The sequence below is a fragment of the Rhizobium sp. P1_E6 genome, assembly GCF_056405875.1.
In genome coordinates, this window is sequence record NZ_JBFUBG010000100.1 from 1 (window position 1) to 22590 (window position 22590).

General features: G+C 60.2%; 22 protein-coding genes and 2 pseudogenes. 15 read left to right on the forward strand and 9 right to left on the reverse strand.

Annotated features, from left to right (window positions below):
* Positions 1 to 25: 25 nt before the first annotated feature.
* From AC1D35_RS29980 to AC1D35_RS30000, 5 genes and pseudogenes are all read left to right on the forward strand, one after another.
* Entirely contained in the window at positions 26 to 472 is a 447-nt protein-coding gene (locus AC1D35_RS29980) for an RrF2 family transcriptional regulator (RefSeq protein ID WP_113297144.1), read from the forward strand.
* Between the two features lie 93 nt (positions 473 to 565).
* Positions 566 to 952 (forward strand): DUF6152 family protein, encoded by a 387-nt coding sequence (locus tag AC1D35_RS29985; RefSeq protein WP_113309906.1) that lies wholly within the window; start codon positions 566 to 568, stop codon positions 950 to 952.
* Between the two features lie 9 nt (positions 953 to 961).
* The gene (locus AC1D35_RS29990) at positions 962 to 1432 is read left to right on the forward strand and encodes a DUF6644 family protein (RefSeq protein WP_113309907.1); all 471 of its coding nucleotides are present in this window, start codon (positions 962 to 964) and stop codon (positions 1430 to 1432) included.
* Between the two features lie 535 nt (positions 1433 to 1967).
* A complete protein-coding gene (locus AC1D35_RS29995; protein WP_477941538.1) occupies positions 1968 to 4202 on the forward strand; it encodes a methyl-accepting chemotaxis protein in 2235 nt (744 codons plus the stop codon).
* A 187-nt stretch (positions 4203 to 4389) separates the two neighbouring features.
* Positions 4390 to 4652, forward strand: a pseudogene (locus AC1D35_RS30000) (YlcI/YnfO family protein).
* Here AC1D35_RS30000 and betA read toward each other — a convergent pair.
* From betA to betI, 3 genes and pseudogenes are all read right to left on the reverse strand, one after another.
* Entirely contained in the window at positions 4653 to 6305 is a 1653-nt protein-coding gene (gene betA / locus AC1D35_RS30005; RefSeq protein WP_113309909.1) for a choline dehydrogenase, read from the reverse strand.
* 189 nt (positions 6306 to 6494) lie between these two features.
* Entirely contained in the window at positions 6495 to 7958 is a 1464-nt protein-coding gene (gene betB, locus AC1D35_RS30010) for a betaine-aldehyde dehydrogenase (RefSeq protein ID WP_113309910.1), read from the reverse strand.
* Between the two features lie 136 nt (positions 7959 to 8094).
* Positions 8095 to 8679, reverse strand: a pseudogene (betI, locus tag AC1D35_RS30015) (transcriptional regulator BetI); the annotation flags it as partial.
* Between the two features lie 155 nt (positions 8680 to 8834).
* Between betI and AC1D35_RS30020 the strand changes: the two are divergent.
* The 4 genes from AC1D35_RS30020 (at position 8835) to AC1D35_RS30035 (ending at position 12875) form a co-directional block, all read left to right on the forward strand.
* Positions 8835 to 9383, forward strand: a complete 549-nt coding sequence (locus AC1D35_RS30020; RefSeq protein ID WP_477941541.1) for an HdeD family acid-resistance protein — start codon at positions 8835 to 8837, stop codon at positions 9381 to 9383.
* Positions 9384 to 9596: 213 nt separating this feature from the next.
* Complete coding sequence (locus AC1D35_RS30025; protein WP_113297136.1) at positions 9597 to 9839, forward strand: type II toxin-antitoxin system ParD family antitoxin; 243 nt, start codon at positions 9597 to 9599, stop codon at positions 9837 to 9839.
* A 153-nt stretch (positions 9840 to 9992) separates the two neighbouring features.
* The gene (locus AC1D35_RS30030; RefSeq protein ID WP_477941543.1) at positions 9993 to 11798 is read left to right on the forward strand and encodes a GGDEF domain-containing protein; all 1806 of its coding nucleotides are present in this window, start codon (positions 9993 to 9995) and stop codon (positions 11796 to 11798) included.
* Between the two features lie 78 nt (positions 11799 to 11876).
* Positions 11877 to 12875, forward strand: a complete 999-nt coding sequence (locus AC1D35_RS30035) for an NAD(P)H-quinone oxidoreductase (protein ID WP_113309912.1) — start codon at positions 11877 to 11879, stop codon at positions 12873 to 12875.
* Here AC1D35_RS30035 and AC1D35_RS30040 read toward each other — a convergent pair.
* Entirely contained in the window at positions 12856 to 14280 is a 1425-nt protein-coding gene (locus AC1D35_RS30040) for an MFS transporter (RefSeq protein WP_113309913.1), read from the reverse strand. The two genes, AC1D35_RS30035 and AC1D35_RS30040, sit on opposite strands and share 20 nt — an antisense overlap.
* A 99-nt stretch (positions 14281 to 14379) precedes the next feature.
* On the opposite strand from AC1D35_RS30040, the gene AC1D35_RS30045 reads away from it, so the two are divergent.
* On the forward strand, positions 14380 to 15003 hold the full coding sequence (locus AC1D35_RS30045) for a helix-turn-helix transcriptional regulator (protein ID WP_113309914.1): 624 nt from the start codon (positions 14380 to 14382) through the stop codon (positions 15001 to 15003).
* A gap of 58 nt (positions 15004 to 15061) precedes the next feature.
* Here the strand turns inward: AC1D35_RS30045 and AC1D35_RS30050 are convergent, their stop codons facing one another.
* Entirely contained in the window at positions 15062 to 16273 is a 1212-nt protein-coding gene (locus AC1D35_RS30050; protein ID WP_477941547.1) for an MFS transporter, read from the reverse strand.
* A gap of 197 nt (positions 16274 to 16470) precedes the next feature.
* Here AC1D35_RS30050 and AC1D35_RS30055 point away from each other — a divergent pair, with 197 nt between their 5' ends.
* A complete protein-coding gene (locus AC1D35_RS30055) occupies positions 16471 to 17478 on the forward strand; it encodes an asparaginase (protein ID WP_113309916.1) in 1008 nt (335 codons plus the stop codon).
* 49 nt (positions 17479 to 17527) lie between these two features.
* A complete protein-coding gene (locus AC1D35_RS30060; RefSeq protein WP_477941549.1) occupies positions 17528 to 18496 on the forward strand; it encodes a hypothetical protein in 969 nt (322 codons plus the stop codon).
* Positions 18497 to 18540: 44 nt separating this feature from the next.
* Here the strand turns inward: AC1D35_RS30060 and AC1D35_RS30065 are convergent, their stop codons facing one another.
* Positions 18541 to 19296, reverse strand: coding sequence for a DeoR/GlpR family DNA-binding transcription regulator (locus AC1D35_RS30065; RefSeq protein ID WP_113309918.1), 756 nt, complete (start codon positions 19294 to 19296; stop codon positions 18541 to 18543).
* Between the two features lie 123 nt (positions 19297 to 19419).
* Here AC1D35_RS30065 and AC1D35_RS30070 point away from each other — a divergent pair, with 123 nt between their 5' ends.
* Together AC1D35_RS30070 and AC1D35_RS30075 are read left to right on the forward strand one after the other, a co-directional pair.
* On the forward strand, positions 19420 to 19776 hold the full coding sequence (locus tag AC1D35_RS30070) for a phosphoglycerate kinase (RefSeq protein WP_113309919.1): 357 nt from the start codon (positions 19420 to 19422) through the stop codon (positions 19774 to 19776).
* 103 nt (positions 19777 to 19879) lie between these two features.
* Entirely contained in the window at positions 19880 to 20500 is a 621-nt protein-coding gene (locus AC1D35_RS30075) for a glutathione S-transferase (RefSeq protein ID WP_113297126.1), read from the forward strand.
* On the opposite strand, the gene AC1D35_RS30080 is transcribed toward AC1D35_RS30075, so the two are convergent.
* Both AC1D35_RS30080 and AC1D35_RS30085 read right to left on the reverse strand, forming a co-directional pair.
* The gene (locus AC1D35_RS30080; protein WP_113297125.1) at positions 20497 to 20850 is read right to left on the reverse strand and encodes an MmcQ/YjbR family DNA-binding protein; all 354 of its coding nucleotides are present in this window, start codon (positions 20848 to 20850) and stop codon (positions 20497 to 20499) included. The genes AC1D35_RS30075 and AC1D35_RS30080 overlap by 4 nt on opposite strands.
* A 43-nt stretch (positions 20851 to 20893) precedes the next feature.
* Positions 20894 to 21088: a hypothetical protein gene (locus AC1D35_RS30085; RefSeq protein WP_113309930.1), complete on the reverse strand. Its 195-nt coding sequence runs from the start codon at positions 21086 to 21088 to the stop codon at positions 20894 to 20896.
* Between the two features lie 174 nt (positions 21089 to 21262).
* Here AC1D35_RS30085 and AC1D35_RS30090 point away from each other — a divergent pair, with 174 nt between their 5' ends.
* Entirely contained in the window at positions 21263 to 22159 is an 897-nt protein-coding gene (locus AC1D35_RS30090) for a LysR substrate-binding domain-containing protein (RefSeq protein WP_113309920.1), read from the forward strand.
* A 3-nt stretch (positions 22160 to 22162) separates the two neighbouring features.
* On the opposite strand, the gene AC1D35_RS30095 is transcribed toward AC1D35_RS30090, so the two are convergent.
* The coding region (locus AC1D35_RS30095) for a glutathione S-transferase family protein (protein WP_477941554.1) at positions 22163 to 22590 on the reverse strand (428 nt) is incomplete at its 5' end.

The window sequence follows — 22590 nt, forward strand, 5'->3', positions numbered from 1 at the left end:
CTTTGTGTGTGTTCGACGGTCCGAGATGATTACGCAAAAAGCGAAATACGCGCTGCGGGCGCTGACGGTTCTGGCGGAAGCCGAGGCCGACGAACCCGTGATGATTTCCGATATTGCCGTGCAGCAGAAGATCCCGAAGAAGTTTCTGGAGCAGATTCTGCTCGATCTCAAACATCACGGCGTCGTCGTCAGCCGCCGCGGCAAGCAGGGTGGCTACCTGTTGCTGAAACCGGCCCACAGCATCACCTTCGGCGAGATCCTGCGGATCATCGATGGCCCGATCGCGCCGCTGCCCTGTCTGTCGATCACCGCCTACCGCAAGTGCGATGATTGCGACGGTGAGCAGACCTGCCAAATTCGTCACGTCTTCGCCAAGGTAGCGGATGCCACCCGCAAAGTGCTGTTCTCCACGACCATCGCCGATGCCGTCGGCACCAAGCATGGGGCGGAAGTTACCCGGCTGCTTGCCTGATCCCCTCTCACCGGCCTTCAAGATTCGGTGAGTGACCTTTCCATCTGCCGTCCATGCTCCACCTGCCTGCCCATTCGGGTAGGGAGAAACATCATGTTTGCACTTTCAGGCAAGCGAGCGCTGGCGGCTGCCATGCTCTCGGCCGCATTCGCAACGGGTGCCGCGGCGCATCACGGCTGGTCATGGGCGGAAGCCGACCAGATCGAGCTTCGCGGTATCATCCAGCAGATATCCATGGGCGGGCCGCATCCGACGCTCGATGTCGCAACCGTTGATGACGGTGTGTGGCGCGTCGAGCTCGGCAATCCGCGCCAGACGGAGCGCTCAGGCTTCGTGGAGGGCGTCGCAAAGCCCGGCGATCAGGTCATAGCACTCGGAAACCGGTCGCAGGACCGCAATGAGAAGCGGCTGAAGGCCGTGCGCATCACCATTGGTGAAAAGCGCTACGACATTTATCCGGAACGCATCCAGATGAACTGACGCCTCGTCATGGAGCTTCTCGAATGGCTGGCTGCCACCACGCTCGCGGTCGAGCTCAGGCGCTCCGCGACGCTCTACATGTTCGTCAACGCCGCCCATATCCTGGCGATCGGCCTTCTGGTCGGCGCCATCCTGCCGCTTGATCTCAGGCTTGCAGGTTTGTTCGGCAAGGTGCCGGTGGAGGTCGTCGCGCCATTCCTGTCCCGTTCGGCCGGCATCGGTCTCGTCCTGGCTTTGCTCACCGGCTTTTGCCTCTTCAGTGTCCGCCCGACCGAATATGCCGTAAATCCTGCCTTCCTCGCCAAGCTTGGGCTGATCGCTTTCGGCATCTTCAATGCGCTCCTGGTTCATGCTGGGACGGGCTGGCGAGCGGCGATGACGATCGGCATCGTCCGTCCCGCCATGCGGTTCTCCGCGGCTCTTTCGGCGATGATATGGATCGCTGCCGTCGTTGCCGGCAGGTGGATCGGTTTTCTCTGACGTGGCCGTCCGCATGATGTCGCTCAGCTACGCCGTCGGCCGGCAGCCCCTGCCGGAACGGCGCCGACGAGCATCCGCCGTTTCTTGTGACCAGGCAGATCGACAAATGGCCTCAACCATTCCGTCAGGCAGCATCCCAATCCATGGCCCGTCCTCCTTAAAGGACATGCCTTCCCGCCTGATGTTTGATCACCCTCGATCCGCCAAAGTAGCGCTAGTCTCAGTTAGGCACGCATGACTGAGTCGCCAAACAGTGCAAGACGCGGGACTCGGTGTCCATTCGCACACTGACGATCGTCGGTCTAAAGTTGCGTCGGTCCCTGCGCATGGCAGCTGGCGAAAAACTGAGAGCTGCGAGCCAGTCATATTGTAACCTGCAAGCGTTTAATTCAATTTTTATCGTTTCCGCGCAAGCTCATAATGTCTTTGAACGCAACGGGTTGCGGGTAGGCAATTCGGTTGCTGCAGGAAGCATTTGTTGAGCTTCGACGAAGCATAATTTAGGCCGTGATTGCTGTCTTTGGGGGTAATTAAAGTGAAAATTTCGATCAAGCACACTTTGGTTCTAGCTTTTGTGGGATTAAGTCTTGCAGTCATTGGACTTGTCGGCAGCATGCTGCAGCAGGAAGTTCGCGTCTATCAGAATTCCACACGGCTTTCGGAACTCGCTCAGGTCGACGCGAAGCTGTTCGATGCACTGCTCGGATTGCGCGGCGAGCGCGGCGCTATTTCGTCGGCCATCAAACTCGAGCCCTCTGAAACGCAATCCAGCCTGGTCAACCTCGAAGCGGGGCGAAAGAGTGTCGATCCGGCGTTTGCAGCGATCAAAGACTTGAATGACGACAGCGATTCGACCGCGCTGCGGACCTCGCTTTCCCCTGTCCTTCAGGGGTACAGTCAATGGATGTCCTTCCGTCAGCAGATCGACGCGGCTCTGAAAATGCCGGTCGCTAATCGTGACCCCGCCTTGGCCGCACAGGTTCTGCCATTGGCGGATAAGATGCTGGGCGACCTCGAAAAGGCCGCCAACGACGTCGAGGCTGCCATCAATACGCGCGAGCCCGGAATGATGATGTTCACGCAGCTTCGCTCGCTTGCATGGTCGGCCCGCACCAATGCCGGATCGGCAAACTCGACATTTGTGGGTGCAATTATCGCCAAAGAAGCTTTGCCCGCAGGCAAGCTTGCGGAAATCGCTCTCCTGGATGCGAAGGTCAATTTTGCATGGAGTGTCATCACGCAGATAGTCCGCAGCCCGGCAACGCCTGCGGGGCTCGTGAAATTGTACGACACCGCGCAGACGACCTACTTTGCCGGGCCCTTTGCGGATCAGCGGGTAGCAGCGATCAAATCTTTCCAGGCCAGTCAGCCGATGAACATCGCTGTCGACGAATGGCGCAAACCTGCAGGCCCGGCGCAGGCTTCGCTCGCTGACATCGCAGCAGCGGCGCTGAAAGAGATGACCAACGCAACGTCTGAAAATGTTTCCGCCGCAACGCAGTCGATCATTATTTATGGTGTCGCCACACTCCTTACATTTGCTCTGTCGATCGCCGGAATCATGATGGTGGTTTTTCGTGTCGCCCATCCGATCAGCATGCTGACGGCGGTCATGCGCAAGCTGGCAAGCGGGGACCTTTCTGTTGTCGTCTCTGGCGCCAACAGAACGGACGAGATCGGCGAGATGGCCCGCGCGGTCGAAGTGTTCAAGCAGGCCGCGCTTCACAACAAGAACCTGGAAGCAGAAGCGGAGCGTTCGCGCCAGGCGTCCGAGATCGAGCGTATCGCCATCCAGCAAAAGGTGGAACGCGAGGCGGAAGAGCGTTTGACGCAGGCGACATCGGGACTTGCCGACGGTCTCAAGCGTCTTGCCTCCGGCGATATGTTGTGCGAGATCGACGAGGTCTTCAGCGAACAATTCGAGACGCTTCGCCACGACTTCAACGATTCCGTGCGCCAGTTGCGTACTACGCTTGAAAGTGTGAGCCATACTGCGCGCAGCGTTCGCAGCGGTAGCGGCGAAATTTCGACCGCCTCGGACCAGCTTTCCAAGCGCACCGAACAGCAGGCTGCGTCGCTGGAAGAAACGGCCGCCGCGCTGGAGCAAGTCACGACCAACGTCAAGCAGACATCGGAACGCGCCAGCGAAGCACGCGAGATGGTTCGTCATGCGAGCGCTCGTGCGGAAACCTCCAGGCAAGTGGTATCGAACGCTGTCGATGCCATGCAGAAGATCGAAACCGCATCCAGCCAGATCAGCAACATCATCGGTGTCATCGATGAGATCGCGTTCCAGACCAACCTTCTTGCGCTGAACGCCGGTGTCGAGGCAGCCCGGGCGGGCGAAGCCGGCAAGGGCTTTGCGGTTGTGGCTCAGGAGGTTCGTGAGCTTGCCCAGCGTTCGGCCCAGGCGGCCAAGGAAATCAAGACGCTGATCGGCAACTCCGAGGCTGCGGTCAATCAGGGTGTTACTCTGGTCAACAATACCGGCGACGGTTTGAAGGAAATCGCGCAACTGGTTGTGGCGATAAACCAGCATATGGAAGCGATCGCAGTTGCCGCCAAGGAACAGGCATCCGGTCTTTCCGAAATCAATACATCCGTGAACCATATGGATCAGGTCACGCAGCAGAACGCCGCGATGGTCGAAGAGATGAACGCCGCGGGAGCAGGCCTCGCGGAAGAAAGCGGTCGTCTTTCCGAACTGCTGGCCCAGTTCCAGATGCGAACGCAGAGAGAGCAAGGCCGAAATGTATCTCGCGCAGCCTGATGATTTCAGGTCGAATCGACCTGAAATCTGAACCCGTCTCTCAATCAAAAAGATAAGAGCGGGATGCCGAAAACCGCGCGCACTTTCTGGCATCCCGCTCTAGTTTTTTATGCCCTTCGGCAGAGGGGCGTCGAACATGGCACGGCGATCCGCCATGTTGCATCGCAGTTGCAACGCATGGGGCGCCATGAAAACCGCATCGCTTCCGTCTCCCGCGCGGATCCTGAATTGCGCGCCGCTGCCGAAAGCGTTCTGAAAGACGGCGCGGGTTTGTCGTCTCTGATCGACGATTCAGTGCGCCGTCAGATCGATTATGGAAAGATCCAGGCCGAATTCATTGCAAGAGGGCTGCCCGGCTTGGCGGAGGCGGAACGAACCGGTATCCATCACACGACAGCGACCGTCATCGTGCTCGCCGTCCGTCACCACCGCGAAGAAGACTACCACTGATCACCGGTCGCTTACCGCCGCGCGCGGATTGATCCACGGTTCCTGATTGGAGCGCGCCAGCCGCTGTCTGCCGAGAATATGGTCCGCGGCCTTCTCGCCGGTCATGATCGACGGTCCGTTGAGATTGCCATAGGTGACATGCGGGAAGATCGAGCTGTCTGCGACCCGCAAGCCTTCGACGCCGATCACCCTTGTATCGGGATCGACAACCGCCATCGGGTCGTCCTTCGCACCCATGCGGCAGGTGCCGCAGGGGTGATAGGCGCTTTCCAGATGCTCGCGCAGGAAGGCGTCGATTTCGTCGTCCGTCTGGACCTTCTCCCCCGGCTGGATTTCCGGGCCGCGATAATGATCGAAAGCCTTCTGGCTGAAGATCTCGCGGGTGAGGCGCACGCAGTGGCGGAATTTTTCCCAGTCTTCGGCATGGCTCATATAGTTGAAGCGCAGCACCGGATCGGCCTTCGGATCGGCAGAGCGGAGCGTTACGCTGCCCCGCGATTTCGAGAGATTATAGCCGACATGCACCTGAAAACCGTGCGTATTGGCCGCCGCCTTGCCGTCATAGCTGATGGCGACCGGCAGGAAGTGGTACTGGATATCAGGCTGCGTCAGACCCGGCGCAGAACGCAGGAAGGCGCAGGCTTCGAACTGGTTGGAAGCACCGAGCCCGCCCTTGGAAAGCAGCCATTGCGCGCCGGCGACACCCTGCCAAAACCATGGCAGCCAGGAATAGAGCGACACCGGCTTGGTCGAAATCTGCTGGAAATAGAATTCCATATGGTCCTGCAGATTGGCGCCGACGCCCGGCCGGTCGACCTTTACTTCGATGCCCATGTCCTGCAGATGTCCGCCGGGGCCGATGCCGGACAGCATCAAAAGCTTCGGCGAGTTGAAGGAAGAAGCCGAGACGATCACTTCACGATTGGCCTTGACGATCTCGGTTGCGCCGCCGCGCTCGATCTCCACGCCCGTCGCGCGACCGTTTTCGATCACGATCCTGCGTGCAAAGCCCTTGATGAGTTCGACATTCGGCCGCTTCAGCGCCGGCTTCAGATAGGCGTTCGCAGCCGACCAGCGGCGGCCGCGATGGATGGTCTGTTCCATCAGCCCAAAGCCTTCCTGCTTGGAGCCGTTATAGTCCGCAGTCGTTTCGAAGCCAGCCTGTTTTCCGGCCTCGATGAAGGCATGAAACAGCGGGTTCTTCATCACACCGCGCTGCACATGCAGCGGCCCGTCCGCGCCGCGCCAGCCTTCCTCACCGCCGTGCGAATGCTCCATGCGCTTGAAATAGGGCAGCACATCCGCATAGGCCCAGCCATTGGCGCCGAGTTCCTCCCATCGGTTATAGTCTTCAGCGTGGCCGCGCACATAGACCATGCCATTGATGGACGATGAGCCGCCGATCACCTTGCCTCGTGGCGCTGTGATGCGCCGGTTGTCGAGGTTCGGCTCAGGCTCGGAAAGATAACCCCAGTTATAACGCTTCATGCTCATCGGCCAGGCAAGCGCTGCCGGCATCTGGATGAACGGCCCGAAATCCGAGCCGCCCGCCTCGATGACGATAACCGTGTTCTTGCCGTCTTCCGAGAGACGATAGGCCAGCGCCGAACCTGCAGAGCCCGAGCCGACGATGACGAAATCTGCCTGTTGCATGCTGTTCCCTTTGGATTGTCGTGTGCAACGGATGGATTTCCCCTCCCCAACGCCTCCCCACAAGGGGGAGAGGCTTAACTTGCCGCTCTGTCTTGCTACCCATCACACCACAACGGATGAGGTCGAACGCGACGATGCGGCCCGTTAGTCCCTCCCCTTGTGGGGAGGGGTTGGGGAGGGGACTTTTAGTCAGTAAGGTGAGACCACCGGCCCCATGCCGACATAAACCGTCTTCAGCTCGCTATAGTGCTCAAGTGCTGCCAGCGAATTCTCCCGCCCGAAACCCGACTGCTTCGAGCCGCCGAACGGTATTTCCACCGGGCACAGATTGTAGGTGTTGATCCATAGCGTGCCGGCTTCCAGCTGGTCGACGACGCGATGTGCGCGGGTCAGATCGGCCGTGAAGACGCCGCCCGAGAGGCCGAATTCCGTCGTATTGGCGCGCTTGATGACTTCGGCTTCGTCGTCGAAATCGAGCACGCACATGACAGGCCCGAAAATTTCTTCCCGCGCGATCGTCATTCCATCAGTCACATCGGCAAAGACCGTCGGCTGCACGAAATAGCCTTCGCCCGTCACATGGTTTGGAATGCCGCCGCCGGTCACCAGCGTTGCGCCCTCGGCCTTTCCCTTCTCGATATAGGCAAGCACCTTCTCGCGCTGTGCCCAGGAGACCATCGGGCCGAGCTGGCTGGCTTCGTCCATGGGGTCACCGATGAGGATCGCCTCGGTCCGCGCCTTCAGCCGTTTCAGGAATTCGCCCTTGATCTTCTTCTGCACGAAGACGCGCGTGCCGTTGGAGCAGACCTGGCCCGTCGAATAGAAATTGCCGAGCATCGCCCCACCGACGGCGCTGTCGAGATCGGCATCGTCGAAGACGATCAGGGGTGACTTGCCGCCGAGCTCCATCGTCACATGCTTCAGCTGGCCTGCAGCGGCAGCCGCTACCTTGCGGCCGGTCGGAACCGAGCCGGTCAGCGAAACCTTGGCGACATCGGGATGGTTGACGAGCAGCGGTCCTGTGCCCCGGTCGCCCTGGATGACGTTGTAGAGCCCCTTCGGTAGGCCGGCCTCATGCAGGATTTCGGCAATCTTCAGCGCGCCGAGCGGCGTTGTTTCCGAGGGCTTGAAGACCATGGCATTGCCGGCAACCAGCGCCGGTGCACCCTTCCAGCAGGCGATCTGTTGCGGATAATTCCAGGCGCCGATGCCGACGCAGACGCCGAGCGGCACGCGCTTCGTATAGGCGAAGTCCTGGCCGAGCGGGATGTGCGAGCCATTCAGCCCCGCCGGTGCTACGCCGCCAAAGAATTCGAAGGCGTCGGCGCCTGAGGTCGGATCGGCAACGATCGTTTCCTGGATCGGCTTGCCGGTGTCGAGCGTCTCCAGTTCCGAAAGCTCGCGGTTGCGCTCACGCATGATTTCGGCTGCACGCTTCAGGATGCGCCCGCGCGCCATCGGGCTCAGTGCCGCCCATTCCGGCTGGGCGCGTTTGGCAGCGGCGATTGCCTTTTCGACGATGGCGGGCGTTGCGGCATGCAGCCGGGCGATCACTTCGCCGGTTGCCGGATAGATGCTTTCGATGACGGTGCCGCCGTCATCCTCGACATATTCCCCGTCGATGAAGTGCGATGCTTTCGGCTGGGCTTTCATGTCTTTTGTCCCTGGCTTGGTTCGATCTGGTCGTCCCTTCTCCCCTCGGGGAGAWGGTGGCCCACAGGGCCGGATGAGGGGGCCGCAATCTCGGCCCTGCGTCGCTCACCCCCTCATCTGTCCTTCGGACATCTTCTCCCCGACGGGGAGAAGGGGAGGTGGCTGCCAAGAGCGCATTCACATAGTCTTCCGTCAGCGCGATCGAGGCTGCGATGCCGATCGGCGCCGATTTCAGACTTTGGCGGATATAGAGTCCATCGATCATCGCGGCCGCGCCCTCGGCAATGCGTTCTGCGGCATCTGCAGGGCAGAGCGACTTGAGCGGCGCAAGCAGGTTGGAGCGCAGGCGTCGGGCATAGATAACGAGGAAACGCCGCGTCTCCTCGGATCGCTGTGCCTCTGCATAGAAGGCGAGCCAGGCGGCGATCGTCTGTGGCGCGAACTGGTCGGCGTTAAAGCTGACGCGGATGATGGCCGAGATCCGTTCGCGCGGCGTTGCAGCTTGTCTCAGCGCTGTTACCGCGTCGTCGCGCAGCTGCCGTAAAAGGAAACGGATCGTCTCGATCAGCAGCTGTGCCTTGCTGCCGAAATAGTGATGCGCAAGCGCGGGCGACACACCGGCCCGCCGGGCGATGTCCGACATGGTGACGCTCAGCGAGCCGTGATCGCCGATCACCCGCAGCGCCGCATCCACAAGCGCCTTGCGGCGCACCGGTTCCATTCCGACCTTCGGCAAGCTCAGTCCTCCCGAGAATGCATGGAGCGTATTTTTGATTGACTGATCAATCAATAAAAATCTTTCACTGAATTGATCTCGCTCATCTCTTTCCGTGCGAAATTGTTGCAGCATATCTCCAGCAATCAGGAGGTGCGCCGATGGCTAATATTTACGACGGAATGCCTGCATCCCCGCTGCGGTCGAAATGGGTATGGTTCGTCGGTCTCGGCGTGTTGCTTCTCATCTGCGGCCTCGTCGCTCTCGGCAACCTGCTGATGGCGACCGTCGCTTCGGTCTTCTATGTCGGCATGCTGATGCTGGCAGGTGGTGTTATCTATCTCGTCCACGCCTTTCAGGTGCGCGGCTGGGATCACGTCCTCTTCTGGGCGTTGAGCGGCGTTCTCTATGTGCTCGCCGGCATATTCGCCTTCATCAACCCGATCCTCACCTCGGCAGCCTTGACGTTGTTTCTCGCCATTGCGCTGCTTATTGCCGGTGTCTTTCGCGTCTTCGTCGGTAGGCGTATGCGGCCGCTCAAAGGCTGGGGCTGGATTGTCGCAAGCGGCGTCATCACCGCCCTTGCAGGCTTCCTGATTGCGCTCGGTTGGCCGGTCAACAGCCTCTGGATCCTCGGCCTGTTCCTGGCAATCGATCTTATCGTTCAGGGCTGGACAATGCTCGCCTTCGGCCTAGGTATTCGGTCTTGAAACTGTGGAGAGAGGCCGCCGGATGGTCAGGTCCCAGCCGTTTCTTTTTTGACAAGAAGATGACGGGGTACTAAAATTCCGGAATTGAAGGCTGCTCCTGAGAAGGGCCGCGTCCTGTGCTGAGGCACTTCGGCATTGGCGCGCGTCGCCCCAGAAAGCCGAAAATGGACCCCCGAGGCAGTCTCTGCCGAAATAGAATGGGAGGAGAATTCCATGCCGATGGTCACCGTTTCCATCTCACCGCTCCAGGCAGCCGGCATCCGCGATGCTGTCGATCAAGGCGGATATGCATCGAGCAGCGAAGTCGTGCGCGAAGCACTGCGCCTGTGGGATGCCGCCCGTAAATTGGGCGAATATCGCAACGAAGTTCTGGCCGATGAAAGCGCACCCAGCGGCGGCAGATGCGTCGCCGATATGTTCGCCGATCACGAAGCGGAACACCGCCGCTCGGCTTGAGTAAGCCGTTGATTGAAAAAACAAAAATCTAATAAGCGCTCAGCGTGCATGAGCGTTTGCGCGTTCATAAAAGTTTCACACTGACGAAAGGGTTCGTTGACCCTTCTGCTCCATTGTCCGGCCGAAAAAGAAAAGGTTACAGTGGAGATTGGCATGTCTTTGGCTGCCAGCGTCGAACCGGGTGTCGTGCGTCGTTACGCTAGCGATCAAATCGTCACCCTCGCCAAACTCGTCGTCGAAAATGCGTTTCAGCCGATCGTCGAAGCCGGCACCGGCACGGTCTTCGGTTATGAATCCCTCATGCGCGGACAGGAGCGCATCGGTTTCGAAACGCCGATAGAAATCCTTGACGAAGCCCATGAGACCGGACAGCTCCTGCAACTTGAGCAAATGGTCGCGAACCGCGCACTCGCCAAGTTTGCGACGCTCTCGAATTTCGCGACCGCCACGCTTTTCCTCAATCTCGACGTTCGCCTCATCCCGCATGGCAATCGTCTTGTCGAGAGTCTGCTGCTGCAGCTGAAAACGGCGAATATCCCGCCGTCCTCCATCTGCTTCGAATTCTCCGAGCGCTTCGACAATACCAGCGTGCCCGAGTTCGCCGAACTCGTCTTGCGCCTGCGCAAGGCTGGCTTCAAGCTGGCGATCGACGATTTCGGCGTTGGCCACGGCGAGATGAAGCTGCTCTGCGATTACTCCGTCGACTACCTGAAGATCGACCGCCATTTCGTCGCCGATATCGATCGCAGCCCGCGCAAGCGGCACCTGTTGAAGAGCATCGTCCACATGGCCCACGTGCTCGGCACCCGCGTGATCGCCGAGGGCATCGAGACGGAAGCCGAATTTATCGTCTGCCGCGATTATGGCGTCGATCTCGTGCAGGGCTGGTTCATCTCCCGCCCATCGACGCATCTCTCAGAGCTCGTACCGGCCTACCCGCACTTGCAGGAACTCGGCAAGAACAAGGGCAACAGCCAGTCGCTCGATGAAATCCTCATCCGCAAGCAGATCGAAATGCTGCCGACCGTCTATGAGAGCGACGCCATCGACACGGTATTCGAGCTGTTCCGCCGCAACCCGCGCCAGGCCTACTTCCCGGTGCTGAACGCCAATGGTGAACCGCGCGGCATTATCCACGAGCATCACCTCAAGGAATATATCTATCAGCCCTTCGGCCGCGATCTCCTGAAGAACAAGGTCTATGAGCGCACCATCTCGCATTTTGTCGAGCGCGCGCCGATCGTCGGCCTCGACAGCGACGCCGACCAGCTGATGGCGATCTTCGCCAATATGGAAGGCAGCAACTGCCTGATCCTCACCGACAACATGCGTTATGCCGGTGTCGTTTCCGCCGCTTCGCTGATCAAGGTCATCAACGAAAAGCAGCTGAAGACGGCGCAGGACCAGAACCCGCTGACCGGCCTGCCGGGTAACCGCGCCATCCGTGATTTCATGCGCCATTCCGGCCGCGACGGCGATGAAGTGCGCCATTTCTGCTATTGCGACTTCGACAACTTCAAACCCTTCAATGATGCCTACGGCTTCCATCTCGGCGATCATGCGATCTCGCTCTTCGCCGCGCTGATGCGCCGTTACTTCTTCGCCGAGCGCCACTTCCTCGGCCATGTCGGCGGCGACGACTTCTTCATCGGCGTCGTCGGCTGGACGAAGGAGGAACTGACGGAAATCCTCGACCGTCTGATCAGCGATTTCCATGATGACGTGCTTGATTTCTATTCGGATGAGGACCGCGCCGCCGGCCGTATCCGCGGTCACGATCGCGCCGGCGCGGAAGCCTTCTTCCCGCTGATGCGCTGCTCGATCGGTGTTCTCGAACTGCCGGAAGGTCTCGTCATCGACGATATCAATCGCGTCAGCGCCGAAATCGCCCAGGTGAAGTCGAGCGCCAAGGAGAGCGACGAGGGCCTCATATTCCATAYGTTAGGCGAGGCGAATTGACGCCTCTGTTACTTCCGGCCTTCCCAAGCCCCGGACCCTGAATTATCTCCAATGCTTCGGAATAGGGAGAGCCGGGTCATGTCGTTGCCTTCGCATATGCGTTTTGTCGATCTGCCGTCTTTCGGCGGGCCGGAGGCGATGGTCATTGCAAACGGACCGGTGCCGGTGCCGGGCGAAGGCCAGATCCTCGTCCATACAGAGGCTGTTGGCGTCAACCGCCCTGATATTTCCCAGCGCCAGGGGAGCTATCCGCCACCGAAGGATGCGAGCCCCATTCTCGGCCTCGAACTTGCCGGCGAAGTCGTTGCGATCGGCCCTGGCGTGACTGGCTATGCGCTGGGCGACAAGGTCTGCGGCCTCGCAAACGGCGGCGCCTATGCCGAATATTGCCTTCTGCCCGCCGGCCAGGCACTGCCTTTCCCTAGGGGATACGATGCAGTGAAGGCGGCTGCTCTTCCGGAGACTTTCTTTACCGTCTGGGCAAACCTCTTCCAGATGGCCGGTCTGACGGAAGGCGAGAAAGTGCTGATCCATGGCGGTTCCAGCGGCATCGGTACAACCGCCATTCAGCTCGCCAAGGCCTTCGGCGCCGAGGTATATGCGACCGCCGGCTCCAAGGAGAAGTGCGAGGCCTGCGAGAAGCTCGGCGCCACGAGGGCCATCAACTACAAGCAAGAGGATTTCGCCGCCGTCATCAAGGAAGAGACCGGTCACGGCGTGGATATCGTCCTGGACATGATCGGCGCGGCCTATTTCGAAAAGAACATCGCCTCGCTGGCCAAAGACGGTTGCCTGTCCATCATCGCCTTCCTGCAGGGCGCGGTTGCCGAAAAGGTCAACCTGGCGCCGATCATGGTCAAGCGCCTGACGGTGACCGGCTCCACCATGCGCCCGCGCACGGCAGAGGAGAAGCGGGCGATCCGCGACGATCTCCTGTCCGAAGTCTGGCCGCTTCTCGAAGCCGGCACGGTCGCGCCCGTCATCTACAAGACCTTTGCCTTCCAAGATGTGGCCGCCGCCCATCGGCTGATGGAGACCAGCAACCACATCGGCAAGATCATGCTGAAGCTCGGTTGAGCGATAGCGCCGCGCCGATGGCAATCAGCCCGGGCACGGCCATGATCAGATAGAGCCAGCCTGCAGCTGAAAGCGCCCCTGCAACGCCTCCCGGCTCTACCAGTCCTGCGCCATTGGCGATGACGCCGGCAAAGGCCGCGCCGAAGGCGCTGCCGAGCGAGCTCATGGTCGGGATTGCCGCCGACGCTTTGTCCTGCTCGCTGTCGATTACGAGCTTCAGAACCTTAGCGACGAGATGCGCCCAGCCAAGGCCGATCCCGAAACCCATCATGAACATGGCAACCGCCGCCGGTCCAAGGATCGCGAGATGCGCATCAGTATTTTCGCGGGCGAGGAAGATGGCGAGTGCGGCTGTTGCCGCGGCCTCCGTCACACAGCCTGCAATAACTGCCGCGTTGGCTTTCCGGCCGGAGAAGGAGCCGCTGGAGAAAGCGGCCACCGTCCATCCGAGCGCGACCAGCGCCACCAGATAGCCCGAGATCAGCGGCGTCACCCCGTGCAGGACCTGCAGGAAATAGGGAATGAAGATATCGCTGACCAAAACGAAGGTCAGACCGAGCATTGTGAGGTACACCCGCGAGATCGGTCGACTGAGCGTTACCGCGCCTGATGGCAGCAGCCGGTTGTCTCCCTTGCGTTCGATGACGAGCATCGCGCCGACGGCGACGACCGAAACGGCGATCAGCGCGATCTTCGCCGTTGTCATCTCGACCGTGCCCGCGGTGCTGACCAGGAGCACCGCCGCCAGCAACAGGCAGATCTGCATGACAGGCACCTTCGTCTGTTCGCGGTCGTCCTCGGCCTCTGGTAGCAGCCGCGGCGCCAGCATCGCCATCAGTACGCCGAGCGGCACGAGCACGGCGAAGGCATAGCGCCAGCTGCTGCCATGCGCAAAGAAGCCACCGAGCGTCGGCCCGATGACGGTCGACACACCCCAGATCGCCGCATAGAGCGTCGAAGCCTTGGGCCAGAGCGGCTCGGGATAGACAAAGCGGATGAAAGCGTAACAGAGGGCGGCAAGTGCGCCGGTGCCGAAACCCTGCACCGTTCGGCCGATCAGCACGACCGGCATCGAAGGTGCAACAGCGCAAAGCAGGCTGCCGACACCGAAGACCACGGCCGCAACAATATAGACATTGCGCAGACTAATGCTCTTCGGTCGCATCGCCATGAAGATCGACCCCAGTATGGTGGCAGCGATATAAAGTGTCGTCACCAGGGAAAACAGCTCAAGCCCACCGATGTCCCGCACGATGCTCGGCGCGATCGTCGCTGTAATGTAACTTTCGACGGCTGAGATCGTCATGCCGCCGCCAAGCATCAATGTCGCCGGCAACAGCGAGGGAGAAAACAGCTGGAAGAGGGAGGTTGACGAGCCGGGTGGCTCCAAGGCGGTCTCGGACATGATGAATCCTTGCGTTTTTCCTGGCTCGTGATTATTTTCCAAGCTATTAATTGGAAAATTGCATGAGCCTCGGATTAAAACAAGAGATAACTTGGAAATATGCGCCAGTCTCCCGTCAACCGCATCCTGATCCTGTTGAAGACCGGAGGGCCGCAGCTCGCTGCTGCAGTCGGCGATGCGCTCGGCATTTCCGGTGAGGCCGCCCGACAGCAGCTTGCCAAGATGGCGGAAGAAGGGCTGGTGGAACCTGTCACCGTCGCCGCCAGGGGCAGGGGGCGCCCAAGCCAGCTCTGGCATCTTACGGCTGAGGGTAACAGGCATTTTCCGGATGGCCATGCTGAACTGACGGCAACCTTGCTGACGACTGTTGTCGAGCAGCTCGGCCCCGCCGCGCTCGATGCAGTCATTGCCGCCCGCGAAAACGAAACGCTGCAGCGCTATCGCGAAGAGCTTGCCGGCAGGCCGGATCTTGCCGCCCGCGTCGAGGGGCTCGCCGCCATCCGAAGCCGCGAGGGCTATATGGCCGATAGCTGGCAGGAGAGCGACGGATCATTGATGCTTGTCGAAAACCATTGTCCGATCTGCGCGGCGGCGACGGTCTGCGCCGGCTTCTGCCGTTCGGAAATCGAAACCTTCCGCAGCGTGCTTTCGGCCAATGTCGAGCGTAGCGAGCATATCCTGCTTGGCGCGCGCCGCTGTGCCTATCGGATTACCCCGAGATAGAGCAATTCCCGGAAAAGTGTCGTTCGGTTTTCCATAAGGAATTGCCAAGAAGAGAGATTTATGCCGGCTGGCGCACGCGACTGCCGCTTTCCAGATAAAGCAGGATCACGATGGTGACGATGCCGACAGCGGCGCCGACGAAGGCCGTGCCGGAATAATCGGTGACTGCCGTTCCCAGAGCGAAAACACCTGCGGCGACGCCGATGCCGATAAAGGTGTTGAGCGAGATCAGTGAACTGCCGAGCCCCGGCCGGTCGGCGATGAGATCCTGCAGATAGGTGATCGGCAGGCTGAGGATCGCAGCCGCCCCGCAGGCGTTGAGACCAAGCAGCGCATAGAGCTGCCAGGGTGCGGTGGCAAAGCCGAGCAGCACCAGGTACAGACAGTAGAGCACCGAGCCGAAGGCCAGCACATGCACCGTATGGAAGCGCCGCTGCACCAGCCCCCACATCATCATGAAGGGCATTTCTAGGAGGGCCGTCAGGCCTGACAGGAAGCCGACGTCGACGACCGAGCCGCCGATCGAGTGCACGATGATGAGCGGTGCGACCATGCCGTTCAGCCGCTGCAGGCCGARCAGCAGCGACATGACGAAGACACGCTGGAAAACATCGGGCGCAAAGACCCGCTTTAGCGAGGCGAAGAAACCCGGCTGGTTGGGCATCGTCTCGCGCGCCGGACCGTTGCCGGGTGCGAAGAAGAAATAGAGGCAGAAGCAGGTCAGGCTTGCCAGCGCCGCAACCGCGTAGGCCGGAGTCATCGATGGCGAGGTCACCAGCGCCAGGCCGACCAGCCCCGGCGCCACCGCCCATGAGCCGGAATAGAGCGCCCGCACCGTCGAAGTGATGGCGACCGCCTCGCTGCGGGCCAGCTGATTGGTGCGCGCCCGCACGCTCGCAAAGAGCAGCGAATAGGTGGAATTGCTCATCGGCACTAGAAACAGCACCGAAAGGATGAAGATGGCGGGACTGTGGATGAGCGCGATCGATCCGAAGCCGATAATGCCTGCAACCGAAAGCGCCAGCACCAGCGGCCGTCTTTCCGTCAGCCTGTCGGACCATATGCCGAGCGTAAGGCTGATCGCGACATTGACGACGGCAGCGGCAAACACCAGCGCCGAATAGGCGCCGTCACTCATGCCGAGTTCGCTGATGCCGATGATCGACTGATAGGGGACGGTCGAGGCATAGGTGAAGGCGAGTGCAACCAGGGTGACGGTCGGAATGCGGATGCGGCTGTCGCGGATGATGGAAGAAAATGAAGATGGCATGAGAACGAGTCCTGATGCCCTATCTCTAGCTCCATCGTGCCTACACGGAAAACGATAGCTTGCCGCAACAACAGTCACTTCGTGTGATGGTTGTTTAGATGCTGTGATCGGCCGGCATGCAGCGCAAATTCCATTGGCTTTCGGAAAGCGAGGGGCTATGCCCTCAGTCTCCCTGCCAACAATCCGGATTCTCGCCCATGTCCAATCCCGTCCTCGTTGAAGTCACCCGAGGTTCGCTCGTCGAAAGCCGCCATCGCGGATCGGTTGCGATCGTGGATGGCGATGGCCGTGTCGCCTTTTCGCTGGGTGTTATCGAGGCTGGCGTCTTTCCGCGCTCGGCCTGCAAGGCGATGCAGGCGCTGCCGCTGGTCGAAAGCGGCGCGGCGGATGCCCATGGGTTCGGCAACAAGGAACTGGCTCTCGCCTGTTCCTCCCATAGCGGCGAGGACGAACATGTGGCGCTCGCCGCCTCCATGCTCTCGCGAGCCGGCCGTGACATGGACGCATTGGAATGCGGCGCGCACTGGTCCTCGGACCAGAAGACGCTGATCCACCAGGCGCGCACGCTGGAGAAGCCGACGGCGCTTCACAACAATTGCTCCGGCAAGCATGCCGGCTTCGTCTGCACATGCTGCCATCAGGGCATCGATAGCAAGGGTTATGTCGGATACGACCATCCGCTGCAGCAGCAGATCCGCGACGCCATGGAGAACCTGACGGGTGCAGCACTCGGCCATGACAATTGCGGCACCGATGGCTGCTCCATTCCGAGCTATGCCGTGCCGCTGAAGGCACTCGCCCACGGCTTTGCGAAGATGGCGACCGGCAATGGCCTCGGTCGTGAGCGTGCAAAAGCATCCCGCCGCCTTTTCGAAGCCTGCATGGCAGAGCCCTTCTATGTCGCCGGCACCGGCCGCGCCTGCACAGTGCTGATGCAGATCGCCCCCGGACGGATCTTTTGCAAGACGGGCGCCGAAGGCGTCTTCTGCGCTGCCATCCCGGAACAGGGTATTGCGATCGCATTGAAGTGTGATGATGGTACCACCCGCGCTGCCGAAGCCATGGTTGCAGCGACACTTGCCCGCTACTTCGAAAAGGGCAGCAAGGAACATGCTGCGCTGACCGCTCTGGCAAATAAATCGATGCACAACTGGAATGGCATCCATGTCGGTGATGTCAGGGTGACCTCGGCTTTGACCGAGTGAGCGCAGGTCAACAAGGAAAATATCTGGATGGCAAGATTCGGATCGTTCGGTGTCGTTGCCGTCACGGCATTCTGGGCAGGGGTTGGGTGCGGCGCAGGCGGCAGAATCCTCCGGCGGTTCGCCTAACCCGCTCCTTGGCAGTTTGACGACTGAATCCAAATGTCAAATCCTGGTCGACGCGATGCGCGACAATAACCAGACAGTCATCAATGAGGGTGCCAATGCCGTCATCATATCGGTGATGGAGCATTTCGATGTCATAAGGCAGAAATTCGGCGAGAGGGAAGCCCAGCAGCTCATCGAACGATCATTCAGGGGATGCCTTAGTCATCCCGATGAAACAATCTTCAGCCAGGGGCGCGCCTCGTTTCAATCGATTCTTCAAGAGATCAGCCAGCCTGGCTACGGCGACGAACCTGGGCTGGATGATGTCGCCGTTCCCGCAAATGTGCAGGCAACGGSCGCAAAGCTGCAGGCGATACTGCCCAACGGACCTGTCGCACTGGAGGCCAGCATTACGAGGACGAGCAGCACAAGACCCGGTCACCAGGTCACCCTCGTCGTCAAACCAGGCAAAAGCGGGACGACCCGGGTTCGTGAAGTCTATAGTCCAAGCTTCGTCATGGACCGTGAAGAGGTGGGTCCAGTGCAGCTGAAATCCAAAAACAATCAGCGGGGCTTACACGGCCCTCAGGAAAACCGGAGGATAACGATCACGACAGCATTGACGTTGACCGTCTCGGCTTGGGCTGCTGATGCCTCCTTTTCCTTCGGTACGGAAATGTCGGGAGGAGCCGGGCTTCAAGAAACCTCCTGCATGATTGGCCGGTCGGTCGAAGCGAAGACTGTCCACGCTGCTCTTGAAGGCCGCGCCTGGCCGCTGCAGTGCGACCATACAAGCWGGAAGGAAAGCGGATATTATATCGAGGAACTTCGCTACTTCTTGGTCATGCACAGTCAATCCGATGATCTCGGCGCCTCTGATTACTCGATCGACAGCATCGAAATCACACGTTGAATCGTAGGTCAAAGGATCACGCTGTTCTCTGTCTCACAGGGCAATCACGCTGCCAAGATCGCAGCGTTGAGATCGCGATAGGGCTTCAGCCGTTCGGCCGGCATTTCCGCTGGCACGATCAGCCCCGCCACCTCGCTGACGGCCAGCACCGGGCAGGGTGAAACGAGATCGAATTTCTCCGCGGTCAGCAGCACATGCGTCTCCGCTGAACAGCGGGCAATGTGCCGCTTGATTGCCGCCTCCTCGAAATCACCGGTCGAAAATCCGTGCACGGGATGAGCGGCCGTCACCCCGAGGAAGAAGATATCCGGCCGCAGAGCGGAGATCGTCGCCATCGCGACCGCGCCTGTCGCCACCATCGAGTGCTTGTAGAGCCTGCCGCCGCAGAGGATCACCTCGGCCGTCGGGTAATGCTCCAGCTCGGCGGCAATCGTCGGGCTGTGCGTGGCGATGGTGAGGGGAATGTCTCGCGGCAGATGGCGCGCCACTTCCGCCGTCGTCGTTCCGCCGTCGAGAAATACCATCTGCCCGGCTTTCACCATCTGCGCCGCCTTTGCGCCGAGCCGGGCCTTGATCTCGGAAGCGACTTCACTGCGGGCCGTGAAGTCGGGCAGATCAGGGGCAATGGGCAAGGCGCCGCCATGCACGCGCTTCAGCAGCCCTTCCGCCGCCATCTCCCGCAGATCGCGGCGGATCGTATCCTCCGAGAGTTCGAAATCCTCCGCCACCCGCTTGGCAATCACCTGCCCGTCGCGGCGCAGGATATCGAGGATGAGGGCCTTGCGTTGGCTGGTCAGCATGAATGCTCCTGCACGAAAATCTACGAAGTATCGCGAATATGCACGAATTGACTCGACATTCAAGAAATATCGTGCATTTTCGCGAAATCCCGTGCATGAGGCCGGGAGTCGATGGAGTAGATCATGTTAATTTTGATTGCCGGGCCCTACAGGTCCGGAACGGGCGATGACCCGGCAAAGATGGCTGCCAACCTCAAGCGCCTGGAGGAGCCGTCCTGCGCACTTTTCCGGGCAGGCCATGTGCCGATGATCGGCGAATGGGTGGCCTTGCCGATCTGGCATGCGGCCGGGGGAAAGTCTGTCGGAGATGATCTCTACGAGGAAATCTTCCATCCGGTGGCCGGCCGGCTGCTGCAGCTCTGCGAGGGCGTGCTGCGCCTGCCGGGCGATTCCAAAGGGGCGGATAACGACGTGCGCATCGCCACCGAGCGCGGCATTCCGGTTTGGTACCGGCTGGAAGATGTGCCAGGCTGCGCCTGAGTGTCGCTTATTCTGCCCGCCGAGGTGAAGAGAAAGCACGGCTCTATCTTTCGCCGGCCCTGAAGCTCACGCTATAAGGCTCCCCGAAAAGGGGAGTCTCATCATGCTTACACTTTATTTCGCACCGGGAAGCTGCGCGCTTGCAAGTCTTATCGCCCTTGAGGAATCCGGCCTCTCCTTCGACGCCAAGAAGGTCAATACGCGGGAAAACGAACAGCGTTCGGAAGCCTATCTGAAGATCAATCCGAAAGGTCGCGTTCCAGCCCTGGCGACCGAACGTGGCGTGCTGACCGAGAATACGGCAATCCTTGCTTATATCGCCCAGATCGCGCCAGCCGCAAAGCTTGGCCCGATCGACGATCCCTTCGAGTTTGCGCGACTGCAGGCTTTCAACAGCTACATCTCGTCGACCGTGCATGTGAACCATGCCCACCGCCCGCGCGGGTACCGTTGGGCCGATGACGCCGCCGCGCTGGAGGCGATGAAGGCCAAGGTGCCGCAGACCATGACCGAAAGCTTCGAACTGATCGAGGCAAGCCTGTTCCAGGGTCCGTGGGTCATGGGCGACGCCTATACGGTCGCCGATCCCTATCTCTTCGTCATGACTGGCTGGCTGCCATCCGACGGCGTCGATCCCTCGGTTTTCCCGAGGGTCAGCGAACATTACGGCCGCATGCTGGAGCGCCCCGCGGTACAGCGCGCACTTGCACGCGAAAAAGTCTAAGCCCTATAGGCGAATATCAACTTCTTCGGCGCCCGGTACGTCCAGGCGTCGATCAGCCGCTGCTTGAGTTCGTCGTCGTCGATAACGGCAATCCGGACCGGCAGATGCGGCCAGCCGACATAGTGGTTCGTCTGATAATAGATATCGGGCGCCATCGTCAGCAGGTGTTCCTTGTGGTCGATCGGGATCGAGATCACCACCGTTTCATCGTTCTTGACCGCGACGAAACTTTTGCCACCGACCTTCAGCGCCGGGCTGCCATAAGAGGTACTTTCCTCGATGCCAGGCAGGCCTGCCTCCGTTGCCAGCCGCCTCAACCGCGCCAGAATGCCTTCCACACTTTCCGTCATGCCGCCCGCCCTGAATATTCCTGAACGGGAATATATTACAGTTTCAGACGCATTTCTCTAGTTGTCGTTGTGGCGTGCGGTGCGACGCGGGCATCGGCAAAGGCAGGTCTGCAAGCTCGCGCTGTGACATGGCAACGATATCAGGGTGATCGAGCAGATCGACATCCCAATCATATTCGGTCGGTGAGCTACTCGTACCAGGATTTGGTTGGCTCCAGAAAAACTTCAGCAGTGTCATCTCGGCTCTCGCTTTCTCAAAGCGTGGTACGGCCATCGGCGCGAGCAGGATCATCGGCCTCGACGGCTCATTCTATCCAATGCCTTCGGAGATAATCGTCTTGTGCTGTCAATATCGGCGATGAATATCCGCTTTTCAATTGAGATTACCGGTTCCATACTATAGGAAAACTATATGAGAAATCTCAATTCCGTACATCTCAATGGCCTTCGCGCATTGGAGGCCGTTGGCCGGCTGGGCTCGCTTCAGGCGGCCGCGGATGAACTTGGCGTCTCCGTCGGCGCCGTCAGCCAGCAGGTCATCAAGGCTGAAGCACAGCTCGGCCGGCTGCTCTTCGAGCGCACGCCGAAGGGCATGCTGGCAACGGAAGCAGGCGCTCCCGTTCTTGCCGCCCTGAACGAAGGCTTCCTCCGTCTTGCGGAAGCTGTCTCGATGGCGCAGCGCAAGGACGAATGCATCCTGACCATATCGGTGGCGCCTGTTTTGGCTGCCCGCTGGCTGGTCTGCCGGCTGGACAGGTTCATGGAACGCCACCCGGAAATCAACCTGCGCCTCGACGCGACCACCAAACTCGTCAATCTGGCCGCCTCCGACATCGATGTCGCCATCCGGGTCGGCAAGGGACATTGGCCGGGCGTGAAGGTCGAGCATCTCTTGGACCAGGTGGTGTTTCCTGTCTGCTCCCCCGAGATGGCCGCGAAGCTGAAGGAGCCGGCCGATATCCTGAAACTGCCGGCCGTCATCGATGCTCACGCCATGTTCACATGGGATGTCTGGATGCAGGCAGCCGGTCTCTCTGGCGCGCCGCCTGCCGTGCGCCATGTGTTCAACGATGCCTCGCTCTGCCTCGATTCGGCGATTGCCGGGCAGGGCGTGATGCTCGCCTGGCAGACGCTTGCGGGCTTTTCATTGCAGGAAGGCAGGCTGGTCGCACCCTTCGGCATTCGCGCCAATACCGGCGACGGTTATTATTTCGTGAGTGCCGAAGGCAGCCGTGAGCCGAAGAAGGTGCGCGACTTCAAGGCCTGGATCCGCGAGGAAATGGCTGAAACGGCCGCGGTCTTCGGCTGATCCTCAGATTTCGACCGGCTCCAGCGAGCGCTTGCGCTGCATCTCCAGATAGGCCGGGCGCGACTGGCAGCGCCTGATCCAGGCATCAATGTTCGGATGCGCGTCGAAGAGAGCAGTTTCGCTCTGGGCGTAGCGCAGCACTTCCGCGATGTTGAGGTCGACGACCGTAAAACGCCCGCCGAGGATCCAGTCCTTGCCGTCGAGTTGCTTTTCGAGGACCGAAAGCGGCCGCCTCATGGTGCGGCAGGCGACATCGATCACCGCGCGTCCCGCCTCGGTGTTTTCGTTGCCGTTATCATAGGTCGAAACGATCTTGCCGGTGTTGCCGTCGAGCTCGGAAACCGCCCAGATGGTCCACATCGCCATCAAACCGTCCTCTTCGACGGTTTTGCCGCCGAGATCGCCACCATATTTTCGCGCGAGATAGAGAT